Here is a 21562-nt window from a genome sequence, read left to right as displayed (position 1 = left end):
ATGAACTCGTCGCCGCCGTAGCGGGCCACCACGTCGATCTGGCGGCGGTGTTCCCGCTCCATCGTGCGGGCCACCAGGCGCAGCACTTCATCGCCGCGGAGGTGTCCGTAGGCGTCGTTGTACCGTTTGAAGCGGTCGATCTCGATCATGACCAGCGCGAGCGGCAGGGTGTACCGCCGGCATCGCTCGAGTTCCTGATCCAGCCCCTGGATGAAGGCCCGGTGGTTCGCAAGGCCGGTCAGACTGTCCGTGGCGGCCTGGTGTCGAGTCTGCTCGTACAACCGGGCGTTCTCGATCGCGACCAGGGCGTACTCCGCGAGCGTCGTGAGCGTGTTCCGGGCGCGTCCGCCGAGCCGCTCGGGATCCCGGGTCCCGACGCTGAAGACGCCGATGACGCGGTCGTCCCGGACCAGCGGGATCGCCAGCGTGGCGGGCAGCGCGCCGCCGTCCACCGCGGTCACCATCACGGGTTGCCGGTCCTGCGCCGCCCGGCCTTCCACCCCGTCCCACCGCGGGATCAGCGTTCCGGCTGCCTGACCGGATCCGGAGGCGGCCCGGACGCGCAGGTCTCCGTGGTCGTCGGGCAAGAGGATGGCGCTGCGGTCGTAGCCGAACCGGCGGCACGTCACGGAGACGAGCGACTCGAGCACCGCGGACAGCTCGAGGGAGGCGCCCAGCGCGTGCGCGGCCTCATGGAGCGCCTGGAGTTCGTCCCGCGCCGACTGCAGTTCCCCAAACAAGACGGAGTTGCGGAGCGCGACGGAGACCCCGCCGGCGAGCGCCGTCAGGAGCTCGATGTCGGCGGCGCCGAGGACCGGCTGCGTGGCTTCGATGTTGATGACGCCGTAGACCCGTCCGTCCACCAGGATCGGGACGCACGCCTCTTGGCAGACCCGCGGATCCGCCAGGAGATAAGCCGCATCGGCGGCGACGTTCTCGACGAGCACCGCAGTGCCGGTGCGGGCGGCGCGGCCGACGATGCCCTCCCCGACGGGGACAAGCGCCGGCACGTCGCCCACGTACCCGCGCCGGCTGACGACGCGCAGGGCGGCCTCGTCCTCCGTCAGCATCATCAGCGCGACGAGCGGGTAACCCAGGGTCGTATGCAATTCGTCGACGAGCGTTTCGCACAGCTCGTCGGGGCGCAGCGCCGTCGTCACGCGGGCCAGGACCCGATGCAGCCGGGACAGCTCTTCCACGCGCCGCTGCGCGTCATCGAGCTCACGCTGCAGCTGTCCGCGGGAGGCCGGCGACGATCGCGCGTTCGCGGCCACGGTCAGCGCGGGCCGGATGACGCGAGACCGGTCGTGGAAGGCGTCACTCCGTGTCGGGCCGTCCTTATCGGCGTCAGGTTACACAAACTCCGGCCTAGGGTTGCGGCAACAATTGCGCGACAGGACTCCCACGAGACCTGCGGGCAACGCGTCCACGATACGTCTACGCCGACTTGGCGACCGTTCCTTCCGAACAGAACAGGTTGTGCCCCAGTTCACGGTGCTTCGGACGTGCGGGAGCCCTCCGGCCCTCGGCGGACAAATTCGCGAATCCGCCGCTCGAGTTTGGGCCGCGGCATCAGCACCTTGCGGTCGCACCGCAGACACCGGAGGCCGATGTCCGCGCCGAGCCGGACGACCTCCCATTGATCGCCGCCGCAGGGGTGGGCCTTGCGGGTGCGGACGACGTCGCCGAGCGTGAGTTTGACGATCGCCATCGAAACGGGCCGGCTTACCGGGCCGGTGCCGCCAGGAGATCGGTCGGCGCGAAGTCGTCCGTCAGCAGCGGCACATCCGCGGTGTCGATCGGGGGTGCGAGGAGCGTCGCCGCATCCCGGGCCAGGTCGGCGATGGTCACCCGTCCGGACGCCGCCGCCGCGGCCGCCCGCGCCGTCACGGTCCGCGCGTCGAGCCGGGGCCCCTGCGACCCGACGACGATGATGTTCTGGAGCGCGTCGCCGGCGTCGCCGTCCACGGGAAAGACGTAGACCGCCGGGAACACGGAGGCGATCGTCCTGTCGATCGCGCGGAAGAGCCGACTCTGCGGTCCGCGGATCGCCCCGATAACGTTCGCCGCCACGGCCCCTCCGGGGGCGAGACGCGCGGCCGCCTCCTCATAGAACTCCCGCGTCGCGAGGTGGAACGGGATCGTGTCGATCAGGTACGCGTCGAGGATGATGATGTCGTACCGGGCGGCGGTCCGCCGCAGCCACAGGCGCCCGTCCTCCACGTGCACGGCGAGACGCGGTCCCCGCGGCAGGGCGAAGAACCGCACCGCCGTGTCGGCGACGGCCGGATCGAGTTCCACGACGTCGATGGTGACTTCGGGATAGTCGTGGTAGAACCGGGCCGGCGCGGTGCCGCCGCCCATGCCCACGAACAGGACGCGCTTTGGATGCGGCACCAAAACAAGCGGCAGATGCAGGTAGTCCGTATACGAGAAGACCGTGCTGAGCGGCGCGGCGCGGTCGCGGGCGCTTTGCCAGTACCGGTCCAGGCGAAGGTACCGGATTGCCCCTTCGTCGCTGACGGTGATTCGGTGATAGACGGTATCGCGCGCGTAGACGATGTCGGGGCCGTCCGGCGGCGCCCCGGACGCGAGCGCGGCGACGACGGCGAGCGTACCCGCCGTCATGGCGGCCGGCACGGCGCGCCGCGCCCAGACGAACCCGAGCACCGCGAGCGCCATTTCGATCGCGCCGAGCACCTCGATGATCGACCGGACGCCCAGCCACGAGATCAGGACAAACGTCGCGAGCAGCGTCCCGGCGATGCTGCCGAGCGTGCTGAGCGCGTAGAGCACCCCCGCGACGTTGCCGACGCCTTCGACCGAGCGGGCCTTGAGGCGGACCGCGTACGGCGACACGGTCGCCATGAGGACGGCCGGCACGAAAAAGAGCGCGGCGCTGCCGAGCAGCGGTCCCGCCCGCGGGCCCAGGTCGCGCGCGGCGAGCGCCCCCAGCACGGCATCGGCGAAATGGGGGATCGGGTACGTCGCGGCGCCCCCGGCGAGGACCAGCGCCAGGAACGGCCCCGGCTGAGGCCGCCACGTTGCCACGCGGCCGCCAAGATAGTAGCCGAGGCTGAGGGCCGCCAGGAAGATGCCGATCAGGCTGCCCCAGACGTAGACGGAGTTCCCGAAATACGGCGCGACGACGCGGCTCGCCACGATCTCGAGGGCGAGCAGCACGCCGCCGCTCGTAAAGACGATGAGTTCGAGGATGCGCGACCGCTCCTTCGCCGCCGGTCCGGTTCGAAGCCGGCCGCGGCCGGCCCTACCGCTTCGCCGGCGTCAATTACCTGGTGGCCGGCGCGCCCTGGCTCGCGCCGCAGGCTCAGGGTCGGCCGGCACGGGAGTGGCCTTCCTCAACACGATCTCGGCCCCCTGCGCGTCGGCGACGACCGTGTCGCCTTCGCCGAACTCGCCCGCGAGCAGGTGCCGGCTCAACGGATTCTCGATGCTGCGCTGGATCAGCCGCTTGAGCGGCCGGGCGCCGAAATCGGGATTGTAGCCTTCCTGCGACAACAGCGCGCGCGCCGCCGGCGTCACCTCCAGGGTGATGCGAAGGCCGGCGAGGCGTGCGGCCAGCGTCGCCAGTTGCAGGCCCACAATCTGCTCGAGGTCGCGGCGGCTCAGCGGACGGAACACGATCGTCTCGTCGATTCGGTTGAGGAACTCGGGCCGGAACGTGCGCCGCAGCTCCTCCTGGATCTGCACCCGCACCAGTTCGAACGCGGCCACGTCGTCCGGGTCCAGGTTGCGGAGATACTGGCCGCCGAGGTTGCTCGTCATGATGACGATCGACTGCCGGAAATCCACGGTCCGGCCGTGGCCGTCCGTGAGGCGGCCGTCGTCGAGCAGCTGCAGCAGCACGTTGAACACGTCCGGGTGGGCCTTCTCGATCTCGTCGAACAGGATGACGCGGTACGGCCGGCGGCGGACCGCCTCCGTGAGCTGCCCGCCCTCCTCGTAGCCGACGTAGCCGGGCGGGGCCCCGACGAGGCGGCTCACGGTGTGCTTTTCCATGTATTCCGACATATCGATCCGCACCATGGCGTCCTCGCTGTCGAAGAGCAGCGCCGCGAGCGCCCGCGCCAGCTCGGTCTTGCCGACGCCGGTCGGCCCGAGGAACAGGAACGACCCCATCGGGCGGCGCGGGTCGGCCAGCCCGGCGCGGGACCGGCGGATCGCGTCGGCCACGGCGCGCACGGCCTCTTCCTGGTCCACCAGCCGTTCGTGCAGCCGGTCCTCGAGGTGGACGAGCTTCTGCATCTCGCCTTCCATGAGGCGCGTCACCGGCACCCCGGTCCAGCGGCTCACGACCTCGGCGATGTCCTCCGCGTCGACTTCTTCCTTGAGGAGCCGTCCCTCGCCGAGGGCGGCGAGGCTCGCCTCCTGGGCCTTGAGCTTCTCCTCGAGCTCGCGCATCGTGGCGTAGCGCAGGCGCGCGGCCCGCTCGAGGTCCGCGGCCCGCTCGGCCTGCTCGATCTGAACGCGCGTCTCGTCGATCTTCTGCCGGGTGGCGCGCAATTCGGCGATCACGGCCTTCTCTTGATCCCAGCGGGCGCGCAGCGCCTGACTCTGCTCGCGCAGGCCGGCGATCTCGCGCTCGATCCCGTCGAGGCGCTCACGCGAGGCGGGGTCGGTCTCCCGCCGCAGGGCCTCGCGCTCGATCTCGAGCTGCATGATCCGCCGGTCGGCCTCGTCGAGCGCGGCCGGCTTGCTGTCGATCTGCATCTTGAGCCGGCTCGCCGCTTCGTCGATCAGGTCGATCGCCTTGTCCGGCAGGAACCGCTCGGTGATGTAGCGCTTGGACAGCGTGGCCGCGGCGATCACGGCGCCGTCGGTGATGCGCACGCCGTGGTGGACCTCGTACTTCTCCTTCAGGCCGCGGAGGATGGAGATCGTGTCCTCGACGCTCGGCTCGTCGACGAACACCGGCTGGAACCGCCGCTCGAGCGCGGGGTCCTTCTCGATGTGCTTGCGGTACTCGTCGAGCGTCGTCGCGCCGATCGCGTGCAGCTCGCCCCGGGCCAGCATCGGCTTCAGCATGTTGCTGGCGTCCATGGCTCCCTCGGCCGCGCCCGCGCCGACGACGGTGTGCAGCTCGTCGATGAACAGCACGATGTCGCCGGCGCTCTCCGTCACCTCGCGGAGCACGGCCTTGAGGCGGTCTTCGAACTCGCCGCGGTACTTCGCGCCGGCGATCAGCGCCCCCAGGTCCAACTGCACGACGCGCTTGCGCTTGAGGGTATCGGGGACGTCGCCGCGGATGATCCGCTCGGCGAGGCCTTCGACGATGGCCGTCTTGCCCACGCCCGGATCGCCGATCAGGACCGGGTTGTTCTTGGTGCGGCGGGCCAGCACCTGAATGACGCGGCGGATCTCCTCGTCCCGGCCGATCACCGGGTCCAGTTTGCCCTCGCGGGCCATCTTGGTCAGGTCGCGCCCGTACCGTTCCAGGGCCTGGTACTTGGACTCCGGGGACGCGTCGGTGACGCGCTGGCCGCCGCGGATCGCCTGCAGCGCCGCGTAGATCTTCTCCCGATCGATCCCCGCCTGCGCGAGCAGCCGTCCCGCCCCGGTACCGCGATCGGCCACGACGCCCAGCAGCAGGTGCTCCGTGCTGACGTACTCATCGGTCAGCCGCTGCGCCTCCTGTTGGGCGCTCTCGAGCGCGCGCCGCAGCGACGCCCCGAGGCCGGGCTCGTCGCCCTGTCCGTAGACCTTGGGCGTCTGTGCCAGCGCCTGCTCGACCGCCGTGCGCAGCGATGCCGCGTTCGCGCCGAGACGCGTCAGAATCGCGACGGGCACGCCGTCCGTCGGCTGCAGCAGCGCCCCCAACAGGTGCTCGGCCTCGACTTGGCCGTGGTGGTGCTCGCGCGCCAGGGCCTGGGCGCCGATGATCGCCTCCTGGGCCTTCTCCGTAAACTTGTCAAATCGCATCGCCATGGTCGGTCGCCTCGCTATTCCGCCCCGAGCATTCGCCGGACCGCTGCGAATTCGAGGGGATCCCGGGACATCTTAATTTGAGCCGGTCTCCGGCACGTTTGCTAGGTTTTTGCGGTGGCCTCGTGCAGCCGCCGCATCTCTTCGAACAGCTCCCGGTCGCGGTCCGTCAGCGGCTGCGGCAGCACGAGCCGCACGCGCGCCATCTCGTCGCCGGCGCCGCCGCCCCGGACGCGGGGCATCCCGCGGCCGCGCAGCCGGAAGATCTGGCCGTCGCGCGTCCCCGGCGGAATCTTCACGGTGACCGGCCCGCCGAGCGTCGGGGCCTGGACCTCGCCGCCGAGGGCGGCGGTCCAGACCGGGACCGCGACCGAGCAGATGATGTCGTCGCCGTCCCGCGTGAAGATCGGGTGCGGCAGCACCTCCACGCGGAGGTACAGGTCGCCGCCGTGACCGCCTCCGGCGGCACGGACGCGCTGGCCGCTCCGGACTCCTGCCGGGATCGTGATGTCGAGCGAGCGCGCGGGCCGTGCGCCGTCCGCCGGCACCGTCACCGTGCGCCGGGTGCCGTGGAACGCTTCCTCGAGGGTGATCGCGACGGTGCCCTCGACGTCCCCAGCCGGTGCCGGCGCGCCTTGCTGTTGCCGCAGCAGGTCTTCGAGATTTACGCCGCCGCCCCCACCCGCAGTCCGTGACCGGCCGCGGCGCGTGCCCGGCCCGAAGATTCCCTCGCCGAACCCGCCGGCGCCAAGGCCGCCGAAGAGCTGCTCAAAGAACTCGCTAAACTGTCCGGGGTCGCCGCTGGTGTAGACGCGGAACGTGCCGCCGTCCTGTCCGGCCCCGGCCCCCGCGCCGCGAAGGATCTCTTCCCATCCGCCGCCGTGCTCCCGCAGCTCCAGCACCTGATCGTACTTCGCCCGGCGCTCGGCATCATTTAAGACCTGGTAGGCTTCGTTGATCTCCTTGAAGCGCTGCTCGGCCTTCTTGTCGCCGGGGTTGACGTCGGGATGGTGCTGCCGCGCGAGCCGCCGGAACGCCTGGCGGATCGCCTTCTCGTCTGCCGTCCTCGGCACGCCGAGGATTTTGTAGTAATCCTTGAACTCCATGGTTGGCCGCTCCAGGCGGGGACGGCCGCGACACGCCGGATCCTACCGGCCGTCCTCGCGGTGCTCTTGATCGGCCTCGCCGCCGACGACGGCGACCTTCGCCGGCCGCAGAACGTCGTCGTTCAAGAAGTAGCCCTTCAGCACCTCGCCGGCGATGGTTCCGGCCGGTCGCTGTGCCTGCTCAAAGGGTACCACGGCAACCGCCTCGTGCAACCGGGGGTCGAACAAGGTACCGGCCACCTCGATCGGGCGGACGCCGATGGCCCGCAGCTGCTCGAGAATCTGCCGGTGCGTCATCCGGAGTCCGTCGAGCAGCGACTTCGCCGGCCCGTCCTGCGCGCCACCGAATGCCATCGCCCGCTCCAGATTGTCGACGACGCCCAAAACGAGGTTCAGCATCTGCCGCCGCGTCCGTTCGATCGCGTCCTGCCGGTCTCGCGCCGCCTGCTTCTTGTAGTTCTCCAAGTCCGCGGCGGAGTGCAGAAACTGCTGCCAGTTCCGCCGCGCTTCGTCGCGCGCCTGGCGCGCCCGAGTCCGCAGGTCCTCCATCGAGAGCCCGTCGAGTTCATCCGTGGCGTCCGCGCGCGAGGTCTCCGGCCGTGCCTCCCCGGCTTCCGCGGCCGGCTCCTCGCGCCGCGCCTCGTGTTCCATCGTCATCTCACACCTCAGTCGACCGCGCCGCGGCGCGGCGGGTTACGACTTGTCGGACGGTTTGAATTCCGCGTCGATCACGTCGTCGCCGCCCTGCCCGCCGCCGCCCGGCTGCCCGCCGGCCGTGCCTGCTCCGGCGCCCGCGCCGGCCGTCTGACGCTTGTACATCTCTTCGCCCAGCTTGTAGCTCGCCTGCTCCGTCGTCTCGGTGGCCCGCTTGATGCGGTCGGCGTCGCCGCTCTTGACCGCCTCCTTGAGCTCGTTGAGCGCCTGCTCCACCTTGGCGCGGTCATCGGCCGGCACTTTGTCGCCGACTTCCTTGAGCATCCGCTCCGTCTGGTAGGCCAGCGCGTCGCCGCGGTTCTTGACTTCCGCCTCCTCGCGCCGGCGCTGGTCCTCCGAGGCGTGTGCCTCGGCGTCCTTGACCAGGCGGTCGACCTCGGCCTTGTCGAGCGTGCCGGTTCCGGTGATCTTGATCGACTGCTCGCGGCCGGTCGCCTTGTCCTTCGCCGCGACGTTCAGGATGCCGTTGGCGTCGATGTCGAACGTGACTTCGATCTGCGGCACGCCGCGCGGCGCCGGCGGGATCCCGTCGAGCTGGAACTTGCCGAGGGTCCGGTTGTCGCGCGCCATCGGCCGCTCGCCCTGCATGACGTGGATGTCGACCGCGGTCTGGCCGTTCTCCGCGGTGCTGAACGTTTCCGTCTTCCGCGTCGGAATCGTCGTGTTGCGCGGGATCAGGATCGTGTCCACCCCGCCGAGTGTCTCGATGCCGAGCGAGAGCGGGGTCACGTCCAGCAGCACCACCTCCCGCACGTCCCCGGCGAGCACGCCGGCCTGGATCGCCGCGCCGACCGCGACGACCTCGTCCGGGTGCACTTCCTTGTTCGGCTCCTTGCCGGTGAGCCGGCGCACCAGTTCCTGGACGCTCGGCATGCGGGTCGCGCCGCCGACGAGGATCACCTCGTTGAGGTCCTTCTCGCTCATCTTGGCATCCGCGAGCGCCTGCTTGAACGGGCCGATGCACCGCTCGACCAGGTCCGCGGTGAGCTCGTCGAACTTGGCGCGCGAGAGGGTCATATCGAGGTGCTTCGGCCCCGTCGCGTCCGCCGTGATGAACGGCAGGTTGATGGAGGTCTGGACGACCGTGCTCAGCTCGATCTTCGCCCGCTCGGCCGCCTCGCGCAGCCGCTGGAGCGCCTGGCGGTCCTGGCGCAGATCGATCCCCTGCTGCTTCTTGAACTCGTCGGCGAGCCAGTTGACGATCCGCTCGTCGAAATCGTCCCCGCCGAGGTGCGTGTCGCCGTTCGTCGCCTTGACCTCGTACACGCCTTCGCCGATCTCCAGAATCGAGACGTCGAATGTGCCGCCGCCCAGGTCGAAGACCAGGATCGTCTTGGCGTGCTTCTCCTCCAGCGCCCGGCCGTACGCCAGCGCGGACGCCGTCGGCTCGTTGATGATCCGCAGCACTTTGAGCCCGGCGATCTCGCCGGCGTTTCGGGTGGCGGTCCGCTGCGCGTCGTTGAAGTACGCGGGCACCGTAATCACCGCGCCCTCGATCTTCTCGCCGAGGTAGGTCTCGGCATCGGTCTTGAGCTTCTGGAGGATCATCGCCGAGATCTCTTCGGGCGTGAAGGTCTTGCCGGCGGCCGGAATGTTGACGACCGCGGCGCCCCCCGCCGGCGACAGGCCGGCCTTGCCTTCCTCGACTTTGTACGGCACGATCCGGCGCTCCGACTCCACCTCGTTGTACCGGCGGCCCATGAACCGCTTGATCGAGGACACCGTATTTTCCGGATTGAGGATCGCCTGGCGGCGCGCCATCTGGCCGACCAGCCGCTCTCCGGACTTGGTGAAGCCGACCACCGAGGGCGTCAGCCGGCTCCCTTCCGCGTTCGCGATGACCGTCGGCTCGCCGCCGATGATCGCCGCGATCACGGAGTTGGTGGTGCCGAGATCGATCCCCACAACCTTTGCCATCTGAACGCTCCTTCCGGCGGCGCCCTGCGCCGCCCTGTCCGTATGCTTCCGTATGCCGGGCCGCCGCGGCGGGGCCAGGTCTTGGCTCACGCCGCAGGCCCGGCCCCGCCGGCTCGTGCCGCGCTATCGCGTTAGGACGCGACCTGGACCTTCACCGAGGTCGGCTTAGCCCGCTCCGACTTCGGAATCTTCACTTCCAGCACGCCGTCCTTGTAGGTCGCCTTGGCGTCGCCGCTCTTGACCTCGGCCGGCAGCGGCAGCGTGCGGACGTACGCCCCGTACCGGAGCTCGCGCCGGTAGTAGGACCGGTCCTTCTTCTCCTCTTCCTGGCGCGCCGTGCCCTTGATCGTAATTGCCTCATCGGTCACGGTGACGTCCACGTTCGACGGGTCGACGTTCGGCATCTCGGCGCGCACTACGACCTCGTCGCCCGTTTCGTACATCTCCACCGCGGGCGCCCACGCGGCGGCCGGCCGGCCGTTCTGCGCCGTCCGCCCCGGGCGACGCCCTGCCAGCAGCACGTCGTCGAACAGCCGGTCCACTGCCCGGCTGAACGTGCCCACTTCCTCAAACGGATCCCAACGGATGATGCTGCTCATCGCGATCGTCCTCCTCTGCCGCGTGCCCTCTCGGCCGCGGACTGTATCGCCGCGCCGTCTTCTATCCGGCCCGGCCCTTCGTGACTGTCGAACACCCACGTCATCTCCTCGTGGTAATGCTCCTGCATTTCCAGCACCAGCCGCACCCCCGCGAGGTTCAGGCCCCGTTCCTCGATCAGATAGCGGATCATCCGGACCCGCTGGATGTCCCGTTCCGAGTACAAACGGATGCGGTGCCGGCGGAACGGTGACACCAACCCCCGCTCCTCGTAGATGCGGAGCGTCCGCGGATGACACCCCAGCAAATCCGCCGCGATGCTGATGACATACACCGGCATGTCCGGGGCGCGTTCCTTCACGGTCGGCACGCTCCTCTGATGCGACTTGGCCCCGCCCTTCCTACCACTCTTCACTCCAGCCATTCGGCGCCAAGTTTCACTTGGTATATCCCGGATCTTTGATCCGAAAGTAGAATAACAGCTACGAAACCATGTGTCAAGACTCTTTACAACATAATTGTCAAGTCTGGGAGCACACCGCTGAGCATGTCCGCGTGGAAGCGCGACGGCCGGGCCCCCAAACGGAGCCCGGCCGACCGGTCCAACGATAAAGCCGCCTTCAGCCGCGGTGCGCGGGTGGGACGCCGGCTAAACGCGTGATGCCAGCGCCGCGTCGATCCGCCGCCGGAGCTGTTCCTTCGGCATGTAGCCGACAATTCGCTCGATCAGCTCACCGCCGCGAAAAACGCCGAGGGTCGGGATGCTCATGATGCTGTAGCGCGCGGCGACGGTGCCGTTCTCATCGACGTCCAGCTTCCGCACCCGCAGCCTGCCCTCGTACTCGCCCGCGAGTTCCTCGACGATCGGGGCGATCATCTTGCACGGTCCGCACCACTCCGCCCAAAAATCTACGAGGACCGGCGTCGGGGACTTGATGACATCCGCATCGAAGGTCTGTTCCGTCACTGCTTCCGTCTTGCCCGCCATTCCGCGCTCCTTCCTCCCTTTCGGGTCGACGTTTCAGTAGAACCCGGCCCGGGGGGAATTTATTCCCGGGGTCCCACACACTCACCGTCGCGCCGCGGTCGCCAGCGCCATCGCAATGAGCACCGCCGCGCCGCCGGCGCCGAGACACCCCGGCCGCCCGGCCCGGGCGCCCCGGCCCGACGCCGCCACCTCGCCGCCCGCCGGGGCGCGCAGCGACAGCCGGGTCGCGGTCTTGAACTCCCGGACCGCGTCGCCGATCCGGCCCTGCTGCTTGTACACGATGCCGAGGTTCTGATGCGCGATCCAGTAGTCCGGATCCACCGCGATCGCGCGCTGATAGCAGGTCACCGCCTCGTCGAGCCGTCCGCGCTCCCGGTACACGTTGCCGAGATTGCTGTGCGCCGGAGCGTACCGTGGATCCAACTGCGCGGCCTTTGAAAACTCACCGAACGCGTCATCCCACCGCTGCAGGTCGACGTATGCCGTCCCGAGCTTGTTGTGCGCCTGCGCCGACGACGGCGCGGCCGCGACCGCCTGTGTGAAGGCCTCCAGTGCGCCGCCGAGATCACCCGCCGCGCGGCGTTCGTCACCCTGTGCGATGAAGGGAGACGGGTCCTTGGTGCTCACAGTGCACGATCATAGCACACGGCGGGTCCGCGAGGGCCCGACCCTGCCCGCGCGGTACGGCCAATGGCCGGCGAGCGCGGTTAGTTGGACGAAGCCGGGCGGGCGGGCTCCTCAGACCACAGCGGCAGATCGTCCTCCACGACGTCGTCCGTATGGTGCTGGAGTGCGGCGGCGGCGATCGCGGCGGCCTCGCGGCCCCAGGCGGACCGGTCCGCGAGCACGCGCGCCTGCCGGTAGGCATGGAGCAGCGCGCGCACTTCGAGGTACGGGCCCACGAGCCGGTCTTCCACTTCGCGGTCCCCGTTGACCTGCGCGACGACAACCGGCGTGTCGCTGTGGACGATGACGTGGCGAACGCCGAAACGCCGCGAATTCCACAGCGCATAGAGGATCCCGCGGAAGGCGGCGAGGCCCTGGGACTCAACGCCGGGGAGGGCCCGGCCGATCCGCTTGAGCACCCGGCCCTGCGCGTCCACGAAGACCACGCCCATGCCGCTCCGCCCGTCCAGGGGCTCCGCGGCGGCGACGTACGCATGGATGACCTTGAGCTTCGCCGACGTCCGCGGTTCAGTGAGCTGCAGCATGGCCATGGCCGCCACCTCCTCTACACGGCGCATTCCAGCACGGCGGTGAGGGCGAGGAGCGCCGCGAGTACCAGCACCTTTGCGCCGACGAATTCCCGGTCGTCCGTAAGCCGGCGCCACCAGGTGCGGGGCACCGGACGGGTGGCCGCCGCACGAGAGATGCGAAGAGGCCGGGCGCTTCTGTGATGGCCTGCGCCGCTGTGCCTTGTCGGTGCCGGCAGTACGGCACGCCAGCGGTCGGCCGCACGACGGCGCGTCACCCGTAGCATCATCCGCGCACCGCCTGGTAGGCGCGCATCAGTCCGATGACGCGGCCGGCGATTTCGAACGCGGCGCAGATCGGCTGGTAGGCGGCGTTTTCCGGCCTCAGAACCGGCACGCCGTCCAACGTGGCCAACCGCTTGATCGTCGCCTCGTCGTCGAGCATGGCTACCACGATGTCACCCGATGAGGCGGTCCGCTGCCGGCGTACGATCACGACGTCGCCGGGCATGATCCCGGCGCCGATCATGCTGTCCCCGCGCACCCGCAGCAAGAAGCAGTCGCGCACGTCGCCCACGAGGCGGCGAGGGACTTCGATCCGATCCTCGACCTGCTCCTCGGCCAGCACCGGGCTGCCGGCGGACACACGGCCGACGAGCGGCAGCCGAACGGCGTCTCCATCGTGGATGAGGGTCTTATCGACGACCTCGAGCGCCCGCATCCGGTCGCCGTGGCGGCGAACGAAGCCCTTTCCTTCCAAGGCGGTGAGGTGCTGATGAACCGTCGACGGGGAGCTGAGGCCGAGCGCGTCGCCGATCTCACGGACGGATGGGGCGTAACCCTTGTCCTGGATCGCCTTCACTAGGTAATCCAGAATCTGCTGCTGCCGGGGGGTCAGGCCGCCATTGCGCTTCATCCACCACCTCCGCAAGATCATACCTTCCTCCTTCAAAATAGCGAACTAATGTACGGTAAACAAGGAGAAATAAATCGAACATATGTACGTATAAATGCGGTTGAGGCGGTTGATTCTCGGAAATCTCGGTATTTCATTGAATTTCGAGGCCGATCGTTGCCTGACAGAGACTGCCGGGGCCAGAGCGCCCCGCGATAGACGGCGTTTGTAGGAAGGACCACCGCGCCGCCCGCATCGAAGGCCGGGGCAAGCCACGCGGTGCCCCGGTCACACCACTCCGCAGGTCATTTCCCGTTCCGGTGCACGCGAAGGGAGGACGCGGATGCAGATCACCTATCTTGGACACGCGACGTTCCTCGTAGACGCGGATGGGACCCGGTTGCTCATCGACCCCTACGATGCGAAGGTGGGATACCCGATCCCGTCGGTCGAGGCGAACGCGGTGCTCGTCAGCCACGAGCATGATGATCACACCAACGTCGCCATGGCCACGGGGAAGCCACAGGTCGTTCGTGGTCTGGCCGACGGCGATTGGCGCACGATCGTCAAGCAACCCGTCGGCACGATCACCGTATCATCGGTGCCGACCTACCACGATGACACAGAGGGTTCTCAGCGCGGCCGCAACACCGTGTTTGTCCTCGAGGCCGAGGGTCTGCGCGTCGTCCACCTCGGGGATCTCGGCCACCTGCTCGATCACTCCCAGACGACCCCCATCGGCCATCCGGACATCGTCATGATTCCGGTCGGCGGGCATTACACGATCGACGCGGCGCAGGCGAAGCAGGTGATCGATCAGCTGCAGCCCAAGGTCGTGATCCCGATGCACTACAAGACCGAAGTCAACGCCGGCTGGCCGATCGGGGCGATCGATAACTTCCTCGGCGTGATCGGCGCGACGAAGAACGTGGGCCACACCGTCACCGTCGACCGCGATCACCTTCCGAAGACCCGCGAAGTGTGGGTGATGGCCTGGAAGTAGCCGGACGCAACGAGCAGCGCCTGCGAGGACGCCGGTGAAGCTCGACTGCGCGCTCGCCATGGACGCGCTGACGGAGGTCCCGGGGGTGGCCCGGGCCGCCGAGGAGATCGGATTCGCCGGGATCTGGGCGAACGACACCAAGCACAATCCGTTCCTCACGTTGGGGATCGCCGCCCTCCACACGTCGCGACTCGAGCTCGGGACCGGCATCGCGGTCGCGTTTTCCCGGAGCCCCATGCTGACCGCGCAGACGGCCTGGGACGTCGCCCGCCTGTCGAACGGCCGTCTGCTGCTCGGCCTGGGCACGCAGGTGCGAGCCCACATCGAGCGACGGTTCGGCATGCCCTGGGATCCGCCGGCTCCCAAGCTGCGGGAGTACGTGCACGCGGTGCGGGCGATCTGGCGGACGTGGCAGGACGGGGCGCCGCTGCGGGTCCAGGGCAAGTACTACAACCTGAACCTGATGGGCCCGTTCTTCAATCCCGGCCCGAACGCGCAGTCCACGGTGCCGATTCTCATCGCCGGCGTAAACGAGGTGCTCTGCCGGCTCGCGGGCGAGGTGGCCGACGGCTTCATCCTGCACCCGATTCACTCGGTCACCTACCTGCGCGAGTTCGTGCTGCCGCACCTCGCCGAGGGGCTCGCCAAAGCGGGCCGCCCGCGCGCGGATCTTCAATTATATGCGCCGGTTATCATCGCCCCCGGTGAGACCCCGGATGAACGCGCGGCGGCGCTCGCGCGGGCGCGGGCCCGGATCGCCTTCTACGGCTCGACACCGACGTACCGCTTGCTCCTCGAGATCGTCGGCTACGCCGACGTCGCCGATCGCCTCCGCCAGATGGTCAGCCAGGGCCGCATGGGCGAGATCGCCGGGCAGGTGCCGGACGGCCTCCTCGATGCGATCGTCATCCGCGGGACGTACGACGAGATCGGCCACCAGCTCCGCGCGCGCTACGCGGGTCTCCTCGACCGCGTCGCCTCGTACTGGCCGTTCACGCTCGCGGATCGGGCCGGCTGGGCCCGCATGGTGCGGGCATTCCACGAGGGGTGACTCCGCGATGAGCGATCTTAGCGCCATCAAGCAGCGTCAGCAGCAGGCGTGGGCCGACGGCGATTTCTCCGTCATCTTGACCGCGCATCTGATTGTGGGCGAGCTGCTCTGTGAGGCCGTGGACATTCATCCTGGACAGGCGGTGCTCGACGTCGCGACGGGCAGCGGCAATGCGGCGCTGGCGGCGGCCCGCCGCGGCGGCCAAGTGACCGGTATCGACTTCGTCCCCGCGCTCCTTGCGCGCGGAGAGGAGCGGGCGGCGGCCGAGCGGCTGTCGATCACGTTCTGCGAGGCGGACGCCGAGCGCCTTCCCTTCGACGACCGGACGTTCGACGTCGTCCTCTCCACATTCGGCGTCATATTCGCGCCGGATCAGGAATGCGCGGCGCGGGAGCTGCTGCGGGTCTGCCGGCCCGGCGGTAGGATCGGCCTGGCGAACTGGACTCCGGCCGGGTTCATGGGACAGATCTTTGCCGCTACGGCCCGCTATGCGCCGCCTCCGCCCGGGCTTCGGCCGGCCGTTCTGTGGGGCATAGAGGACCGGCTCAGGGAACTGCTGGGATCGGGGGTCGCCTCGCTCCAGACGACGGTGCGCCACTCGACGATGCGCTCAGCCTCTGAAGAGACGTGGCTCGAGCAGCGCCGCAAGTACTCGGGTCCCACCCGCAAGGCCATCGAGGCGATGGACGGCGCGCAGCGGGAGGCCTTCGAGCGCGATCTCTTGGCCATCGTGCGCCGGCACAATCGCGCCCAGGACGGCACGATCATCATCCCATCGGAGTACCTCGAGGTCGTCGCGGTCCGGCGGTAGGCGCGTCCGGGCTGGCGGTCGGTCCGCGACAGGCTTACTCGACGGCGGCCTCGTGAAAACGCCGGATCGCGTCGATGTGGGCCCGCGGCGTCGATAGACCCGCACGCATCGTGTCCACGCTGAGGTGCGTGGCCCCGAGTTTCCTCCACTGATCGACCTGAAGGCGCCACTCCTCCGGTCCGCCCTGCCGGATCGCGGCGCGTCCCTCGATGCCGAAGGTACCTGGACTGCGGCCCGCCGCGCCGAGGTGCGCGCGAAGCCGTTCGACCTGATGCTCGCGGCGCGGCTCTGCCGCCGGCTGTTGACCCGGGGCCTGAATCGTCCGGCTCGACATCCAGCCGTCCGCCACGCGGGCCGCGCGGCGCAGCGCCACGTCGGACTCCCCGCCGATCCACAGCGGAATCGGCCGCTGCACGGGGAGCGGATTGATGCCGGCGTCCGGGATGCGGTGCCACCGTCCCTCGAAGGTGACGGACTCCTGGGTCCATAGGGCCCGCATGACCTTGATCTGCTCGACGGAGCGCGCACCGCGGGTGTGAAAGTCCGTGCCCAGCGCCTCGTACTCGACATCGTTCCATCCGACCCCGATCCCAAGCCGGAGCCGCCCACCGCTCAGGACATCCACCTCGGCCGCCTGCTTGGCCACGAGGACGGTCTGCCGCTGCGGCAGGATGATCACGCCCGTCACCAGCTCGAGGCGCTGCGTGCATGCCGCGATGTACCCGAAGACCACGAACGGCTCGTGGAAACTGTGGGCGCTCGTGTAGGGCCCCGTCCACTTGGGCCGGCTCGCGGTGTTCGCGCCGACCACGTGGTCGTAGATCAGGAGGTGATCGTAGCCGAGCGACTCCGCGGCCTGCGCGTAGTCGCGCACGACGGCCGGGTCGGCACCGATTTCGATTTGCGGAAACACGACGCCAATTTTCATGTCCTGGCTGTTCGTACCGTGCGGGCGCGATTCCCTCCGGTGCGGCGCCGCGCCGGCCGGGAGCGGCGGCCGTCCGAGGGGTCGCCGGCGGCCCGAGACCGACCGCCGCTACAGGGTCAACGCCGAGCGCATTCTGGTGCAGAGCATCGCGGCGTCCACGATGCTCGCGCATCTCGCGGCGGCGGCGCTGGGCTACAGCGTGGTGGTGAGCGTGATCGGACAAGAGGAGATCCAACTCGATCAGATCATGAACTGGGACCGGCTGAATCGCCGCGCATCGGTGACGCGATCGTGTCGGTCTATCATCTCCACGATTCGGCGCGGCTCGGCGGCGGCAGCGCCATCGTTCTCACGGAAGAAATTTCCGCACCTCCGCCCGAGCGGGAAGTTCGTGCGGAGCGTGGAGGAGAAGACGATTAGACGCGGCGGGCCCTTCACTCTGCCCGTCACTGAGGCGGGAGCGCCAACCTCCACTCGATGATCCGCGTCAGCGAGACGAATCCGAGCCGTTCCAGGATCGGCCGGCTCGTCTCGCGCGCATCGACCCGGAGGTAGCGATACCCCCGCCGGCGGGCCTCCTGCGCGCGGGTCTGCACGAGCGCGCGGTAGATGCCGCGGCCACGGTACTCCGGGATCGTCCCGCCGCCCCACAATCCGGCGAACGACCGCTCCGGCGGACACTCCAGGCGGGCGCCGGCAACCGGCCGGCCGGCCGCATAGGCGACGTGGAGGCTGAGCGCGGGATCGCCCAGGCGCGCGCTCAGTTCACGACCGATTCGCGCCATCTGCTCCGCCTCGCTACGGCCAAACGCCGCGCTGCCCGCGGCGATCAGATCGGCGAGTCCGGCCGCGCCGGTGACGCGGCGGATGTCGATCCCGAGCGGCGTTGCCGTGGCGTCGCTTAACTCCGCGCCGGCATCGCCGGCGCGCGGTGGCGCGGCAAGGTCCAACACCATCAGCGTCTCGGGTTCATCCGGCTCAAACCCGACCGCCGAGAGCCGGGATCCCAAATCGGCGGGGGTGTCGTGGCCGTAGACCTTCCACTCGATCGCGCGGGCGCCCGCGGTGTTCGCGATCGCGTGAAAGAAGGCCACTTGTTCGGCGATGGCCGCGTCCGCATTCGCGGACGTCAGCCGTGCAAAGACGACCGCGTGCCAGGTGCCGAATCCGCGGACGACGTTTCCAACACGCTCGTATTGGACCCCGGGCCGGGGCGGCGGGTCGATGCGCATCTCCGCGTCGAAGCGGGCGAGGATCTCCGCAGGCGTCATGCTCGGCGACTGATCGCTCCGGAGCGCGGCTTCAGGCCCGACGCAGCGACCCGGTCAGGACGGCGGCCACCGCAAGCGGGAGCCAGACCCATGCCAGGATCGACGCGTGGGCCAGCACCGCCCCGATCGCCAGGGCCACGACGACGCCCGTCGCCACCGTCCAGTCGTCGCCGATGAGCAGATCCTTCCAGAACGCGAGGAACCCCGCAAGATAGCTCATGAGGATCCCCCATCGGGTGTGGCCGCGGCCGCGGCCCGCGAAGCCCGGGGGCTCAGCCATCTCACCTGGACGAGGCTGTACAGGGTTAGAAACGTCAGGATCGCAAGGATCGCGGCATCCGCCCCCGGCCAGTCGATCCCGATGCCCTCGCCGGCCCAGAAGATCCCGAACGTCGTGAGCATCAGACCGACCGCGAACTTCATCGCGTTTTCCGGCACGCGGCTGAGCGGTTGGTGGACGAGCAGCCCGGTCACCGAGACCAGGACGACGGCGGCGGCCGCGCCCCCGATCGCCAGCGGCAGGTTGCCGTGCGCGCTGCCGAACGTGAGGACGATGAAGACGACCTCGACCCCTTCCAGGAAGACCCCTTTGAACGAGACCGTAAACGAGTACCAATCGACGCCGGCCGGCGGCGCGTCGCCGGCGGCCAACGCGTCATGCACCTGGCGCTTATAGATCGCGTCCTCGTCGTGCAGCGCCTTGAACCCGGCCGCTCTTAAGATTGCCTTCCGCAGCCACTGGAGGCCGAACACCAGGAGGAATGCACCGACCACGAGCCGGAGGGCGTCGATCGGGATCATACGCAATCCCGGACCGAGCGCGGCGACCAATAGGGCGAGTGCGGCGCCCGCCGCGGCCATGCCGAGACGGACCGAGGGCCACCCGCGGGTGACGCCGAGCGCCAGCACGATCGTGAGGGCCTCGACCGCCTCGACCGCCGACGCGAGAAACGTCGCCAGGACCAAAAAGACCCACGTCATCGGTGCCGCGTTCCTCGTCTATCCCTCGCTGCGGGCAAATTGCCCGGTTTCGCGCGACCGCGCCCACATCGCGCGGAACGCCAGGATGCCAACCCCAAGATACAGCATATTTTCGGCGAGCGCGATGGCCGTGGAGCGCCAGTCGACCGACGGGTCGGCGAGCGCGCGGCGCGCCGCCTCGAAGACCCAGGTGGGCGGAATCCCGTACGCCACGGCGCGCGCAGCCGGCGGCAGCACGCGCAGCGGGAAGAACGCCGCGGTCAGCGGCTGGAACAGAAACACGGCGCCCCACGCGAGCGCCTGGATCCGCGTGCCGATCATGAACACGATGCCGAGCAGCACCAGGCCGACCGCCCACGCGAACACCGTCAGGTTGACGAAGAAGAGCGCCAGGTTGACGGCGCCGACCCGCCAGATCTCGAAATGGAAGGCGGCCGCGGCGATCGCCGAGATCATCGCGAAGATCACGAGCGTCTTGAGGAGTCCCGACAGGATTTGGGCGACGACGTACTCCGCGAGCGACAGCGGTGCCACGAACATGTTGCTCAGGTTGTGCGACCAGATGTTCCAGAGGCCGCCGACCGTGACGGAGTACTGGTTTACGCGGATGACGTCCCACAGCAGCATCCCGAGGATCAGGTACGATCCCGTGTTGGGATTGAGCACGCCGGTCAGAAACCCCGAGACGAACCCGAAGACGACAACCGTGATCAGGGACGTGTAGAACAGATCCACGATGATCTCGAGCGATCGCCGCGTAATGAACACTTCCTGGAGCAGGACCGCCTTCAACCGCTCAGACATCCGCGTCCCCCCGGGCGATTTTCAGAAAGACGTCCTCGAGCGTCGGCTTCTCCACCTCGATGTCGGTAATCCACACGCCGCGCTCGCTGAGGCCGAAGATCAGCTCGGGAATCCGCTGCTCCGTGGTGTCGATCACCACGCGGTGGTCCTGGGTGAACCGGAAGCCCTGCGCCCGGCCAGTGAGGAACGCCGCGATCGTGTCGCGATCGCCCTCCACGGTGAGCCGGAGCTGCGCCGAGCGAATCCGCTTGGTGAGCCCGAGCGGTGTGTCCTGCGCGAAGATGCGCCCGCGGTCGAGGAAGATCACCTCGTCACAGATCCGGGTGACCTCGGCCATGCGGTGACTCGTGTACAAAATCGACACACCGGCGGTGCGGCGGATCTCTTCGATGAGCGAGAGCGTCTTGTCCGCGATGTCGGGATCCAGCGCGGCCGTCGGTTCATCCATCAGGATGAGCTCGGGGTCGTTCAGCAGCGCTTTGATGAGGTTCACCCGCGTCCGCTGGCCCATGGACAGATCCCAGTACCGCCGGTCCAGCAGCGGCGTGACCTCGAAGTAGGCGGCCAGGGTCCGGATCTTCTCGTCGGGGCGCCGGAGCCCGTAGAGGTGGCCGAAGACAATCAGATTTTCCCATACCGTGATCCGGCCCTGGAGGGTGTTGTAGGATGAGGCGAAGTTGATGCGCTGGAGACAGGCCTGGCGGTGCGTGGCGAACGGCCGGCCGAAATAGACGATGCGCCCCGCGGTCGGCGTGGTGATGCCGAGCAGCATGTGAATCGTGGTCGTCTTGCCGGCGCCGTTCGGCCCCAGCAGGCCGACGATCCGGCCTTTCGGGATGGCGAAGGACACATGATCCACGGCCCGGAACCGGCCGAAGTCCTTGACGAGATTTTCTACCTCGAGCAACGCAGTCGACATCCGGCCCGTCCCTTCCGTGCGTTCACCCGTTCCACCCGCTATGAATTCGGTCACAGCCTTGCGCTTCGAGTCATGGTACCCTTGCGGTACGAGTGAAGTGACACGGGGGGGGAGTCACATGACCAGGGCGAAGCGAGCCGCGCACATCGTCCAGCGCGACCCGGCAGCCAAGACTCATCCCGGCCAGGGTCGCGGCGGCCGAACGTTCCACATCGACCGGCTGCCGCCCGGCTTCCACACGATCATCAGCCCCTCCACGTCGCAGCCCTGGCAGGATCTGCCGGCGCCGACCGGCCTGCCGCCGTTCCGTCTGCCGCTCCGCGCCGTGCTGACCGACGCCGCGATGCAAACCATCGGGCAATCCGGCCGGCTGGTCTTTCACGCGGTCGGCGATACCGGCGGGGTCAACACCCCGACTCCCCAGGAAATCGTGACGCGGTT

Annotated in this window: 23 protein-coding genes; 4 read left to right on the top strand and 19 right to left on the bottom strand. The window is 68.9% G+C overall.

Translation table 11 applies throughout. The annotated features are described in order from the left end of the window. From VGZ23_13780 to lexA, 13 genes are all read right to left on the bottom strand, one after another. Positions 1-1274 (bottom strand): sensor domain-containing diguanylate cyclase (locus VGZ23_13780; GenBank protein ID HEV2358657.1); only part of this gene is annotated, 1274 nt, incomplete at its 3' end. Between the two features lie 215 nt (positions 1275-1489). Beyond that, positions 1490-1711 (bottom strand): DUF951 domain-containing protein, encoded by a 222-nt coding sequence (locus VGZ23_13775; protein ID HEV2358656.1) that lies wholly within the window; start codon positions 1709-1711, stop codon positions 1490-1492. Between the two features lie 14 nt (positions 1712-1725). Next, positions 1726-3183 (bottom strand): fused MFS/spermidine synthase, encoded by a 1458-nt coding sequence (locus VGZ23_13770; protein HEV2358655.1) that lies wholly within the window; start codon positions 3181-3183, stop codon positions 1726-1728. A gap of 102 nt (positions 3184-3285) precedes the next feature. Further along, positions 3286-5940: an ATP-dependent chaperone ClpB gene (gene clpB, locus VGZ23_13765; protein HEV2358654.1), complete on the bottom strand. Its 2655-nt coding sequence runs from the start codon at positions 5938-5940 to the stop codon at positions 3286-3288. A 107-nt stretch (positions 5941-6047) separates the two neighbouring features. Then, positions 6048-7049: a DnaJ C-terminal domain-containing protein gene (locus VGZ23_13760; GenBank protein HEV2358653.1), complete on the bottom strand. Its 1002-nt coding sequence runs from the start codon at positions 7047-7049 to the stop codon at positions 6048-6050. A 42-nt stretch (positions 7050-7091) separates the two neighbouring features. After that, a complete protein-coding gene (locus tag VGZ23_13755; GenBank protein ID HEV2358652.1) occupies positions 7092-7706 on the bottom strand; it encodes a nucleotide exchange factor GrpE in 615 nt (204 codons plus the stop codon). Between the two features lie 36 nt (positions 7707-7742). Next, positions 7743-9680, bottom strand: a complete 1938-nt coding sequence (gene dnaK / locus VGZ23_13750; protein HEV2358651.1) for a molecular chaperone DnaK — start codon at positions 9678-9680, stop codon at positions 7743-7745. A gap of 131 nt (positions 9681-9811) precedes the next feature. Further along, positions 9812-10279 (bottom strand): Hsp20/alpha crystallin family protein, encoded by a 468-nt coding sequence (locus VGZ23_13745; protein HEV2358650.1) that lies wholly within the window; start codon positions 10277-10279, stop codon positions 9812-9814. Next, positions 10276-10638, bottom strand: coding sequence for a MerR family transcriptional regulator (locus VGZ23_13740; GenBank protein ID HEV2358649.1), 363 nt, complete (start codon positions 10636-10638; stop codon positions 10276-10278). Before VGZ23_13740 ends, VGZ23_13745 begins: the two co-directional genes overlap by 4 nt. A gap of 288 nt (positions 10639-10926) precedes the next feature. Beyond that, positions 10927-11265 (bottom strand): thioredoxin, encoded by a 339-nt coding sequence (gene trxA, locus VGZ23_13735; GenBank protein ID HEV2358648.1) that lies wholly within the window; start codon positions 11263-11265, stop codon positions 10927-10929. Positions 11266-11346: 81 nt separating this feature from the next. Further along, positions 11347-11892, bottom strand: a complete 546-nt coding sequence (locus VGZ23_13730) for a tetratricopeptide repeat protein (protein ID HEV2358647.1) — start codon at positions 11890-11892, stop codon at positions 11347-11349. A gap of 80 nt (positions 11893-11972) precedes the next feature. Further along, the gene (locus VGZ23_13725; protein HEV2358646.1) at positions 11973-12482 is read right to left on the bottom strand and encodes a reverse transcriptase-like protein; all 510 of its coding nucleotides are present in this window, start codon (positions 12480-12482) and stop codon (positions 11973-11975) included. Positions 12483-12744: 262 nt separating this feature from the next. Further along, the gene (lexA, locus tag VGZ23_13720; protein ID HEV2358645.1) at positions 12745-13374 is read right to left on the bottom strand and encodes a transcriptional repressor LexA; all 630 of its coding nucleotides are present in this window, start codon (positions 13372-13374) and stop codon (positions 12745-12747) included. A gap of 322 nt (positions 13375-13696) precedes the next feature. Between lexA and VGZ23_13715 the strand changes: the two genes are divergently transcribed. From VGZ23_13715 to VGZ23_13705, 3 genes are read left to right on the top strand one after another with little or no spacing between them, the layout of a single operon-like run. Beyond that, positions 13697-14356 (top strand): MBL fold metallo-hydrolase, encoded by a 660-nt coding sequence (locus VGZ23_13715; GenBank protein ID HEV2358644.1) that lies wholly within the window; start codon positions 13697-13699, stop codon positions 14354-14356. A gap of 34 nt (positions 14357-14390) precedes the next feature. Next, positions 14391-15407 carry a TIGR03617 family F420-dependent LLM class oxidoreductase gene (locus tag VGZ23_13710; GenBank protein HEV2358643.1) on the top strand — a complete coding sequence of 339 codons (1017 nt, stop codon included), beginning with the start codon at positions 14391-14393 and terminating at the stop codon, positions 15405-15407. Between the two features lie 7 nt (positions 15408-15414). Further along, positions 15415-16218, top strand: coding sequence for a methyltransferase domain-containing protein (locus tag VGZ23_13705; protein ID HEV2358642.1), 804 nt, complete (start codon positions 15415-15417; stop codon positions 16216-16218). A 34-nt stretch (positions 16219-16252) separates the two neighbouring features. Here the strand turns inward: VGZ23_13705 and VGZ23_13700 are convergent, their stop codons facing one another. The 6 genes from VGZ23_13700 to VGZ23_13675 form a co-directional block, all read right to left on the bottom strand. Continuing rightward, positions 16253-17146, bottom strand: coding sequence for an LLM class F420-dependent oxidoreductase (locus VGZ23_13700; GenBank protein ID HEV2358641.1), 894 nt, complete (start codon positions 17144-17146; stop codon positions 16253-16255). 446 nt (positions 17147-17592) lie between these two features. Next, a complete protein-coding gene (locus VGZ23_13695; GenBank protein ID HEV2358640.1) occupies positions 17593-18417 on the bottom strand; it encodes a GNAT family N-acetyltransferase in 825 nt (274 codons plus the stop codon). 31 nt (positions 18418-18448) lie between these two features. Then, positions 18449-18637 carry a hypothetical protein gene (locus VGZ23_13690; protein ID HEV2358639.1) on the bottom strand — a complete coding sequence of 63 codons (189 nt, stop codon included), beginning with the start codon at positions 18635-18637 and terminating at the stop codon, positions 18449-18451. Then, on the bottom strand, positions 18634-19398 hold the full coding sequence (locus tag VGZ23_13685) for a hypothetical protein (GenBank protein HEV2358638.1): 765 nt from the start codon (positions 19396-19398) through the stop codon (positions 18634-18636). The genes VGZ23_13690 and VGZ23_13685 overlap by 4 nt, the downstream gene beginning before the upstream one ends. Positions 19399-19416: 18 nt before the next feature. Then, positions 19417-20202 carry an ABC transporter permease gene (locus VGZ23_13680; protein ID HEV2358637.1) on the bottom strand — a complete coding sequence of 262 codons (786 nt, stop codon included), beginning with the start codon at positions 20200-20202 and terminating at the stop codon, positions 19417-19419. Next, positions 20195-21121: an ABC transporter ATP-binding protein gene (locus tag VGZ23_13675; protein HEV2358636.1), complete on the bottom strand. Its 927-nt coding sequence runs from the start codon at positions 21119-21121 to the stop codon at positions 20195-20197. Before VGZ23_13675 ends, VGZ23_13680 begins: the two co-directional genes overlap by 8 nt. 118 nt (positions 21122-21239) lie before the next feature. On the opposite strand from VGZ23_13675, the gene VGZ23_13670 reads away from it, so the two are divergent. Further along, the coding region (locus tag VGZ23_13670; GenBank protein ID HEV2358635.1) for a hypothetical protein at positions 21240-21562 on the top strand (323 nt) is incomplete at its 3' end.

Source organism: bacterium, assembly GCA_035945995.1.
Taxonomy (GTDB): Bacteria; Sysuimicrobiota; Sysuimicrobiia; order Sysuimicrobiales; family Segetimicrobiaceae; genus DASSJF01.
This window is presented reverse-complemented; position numbering and strand designations above follow the sequence as displayed.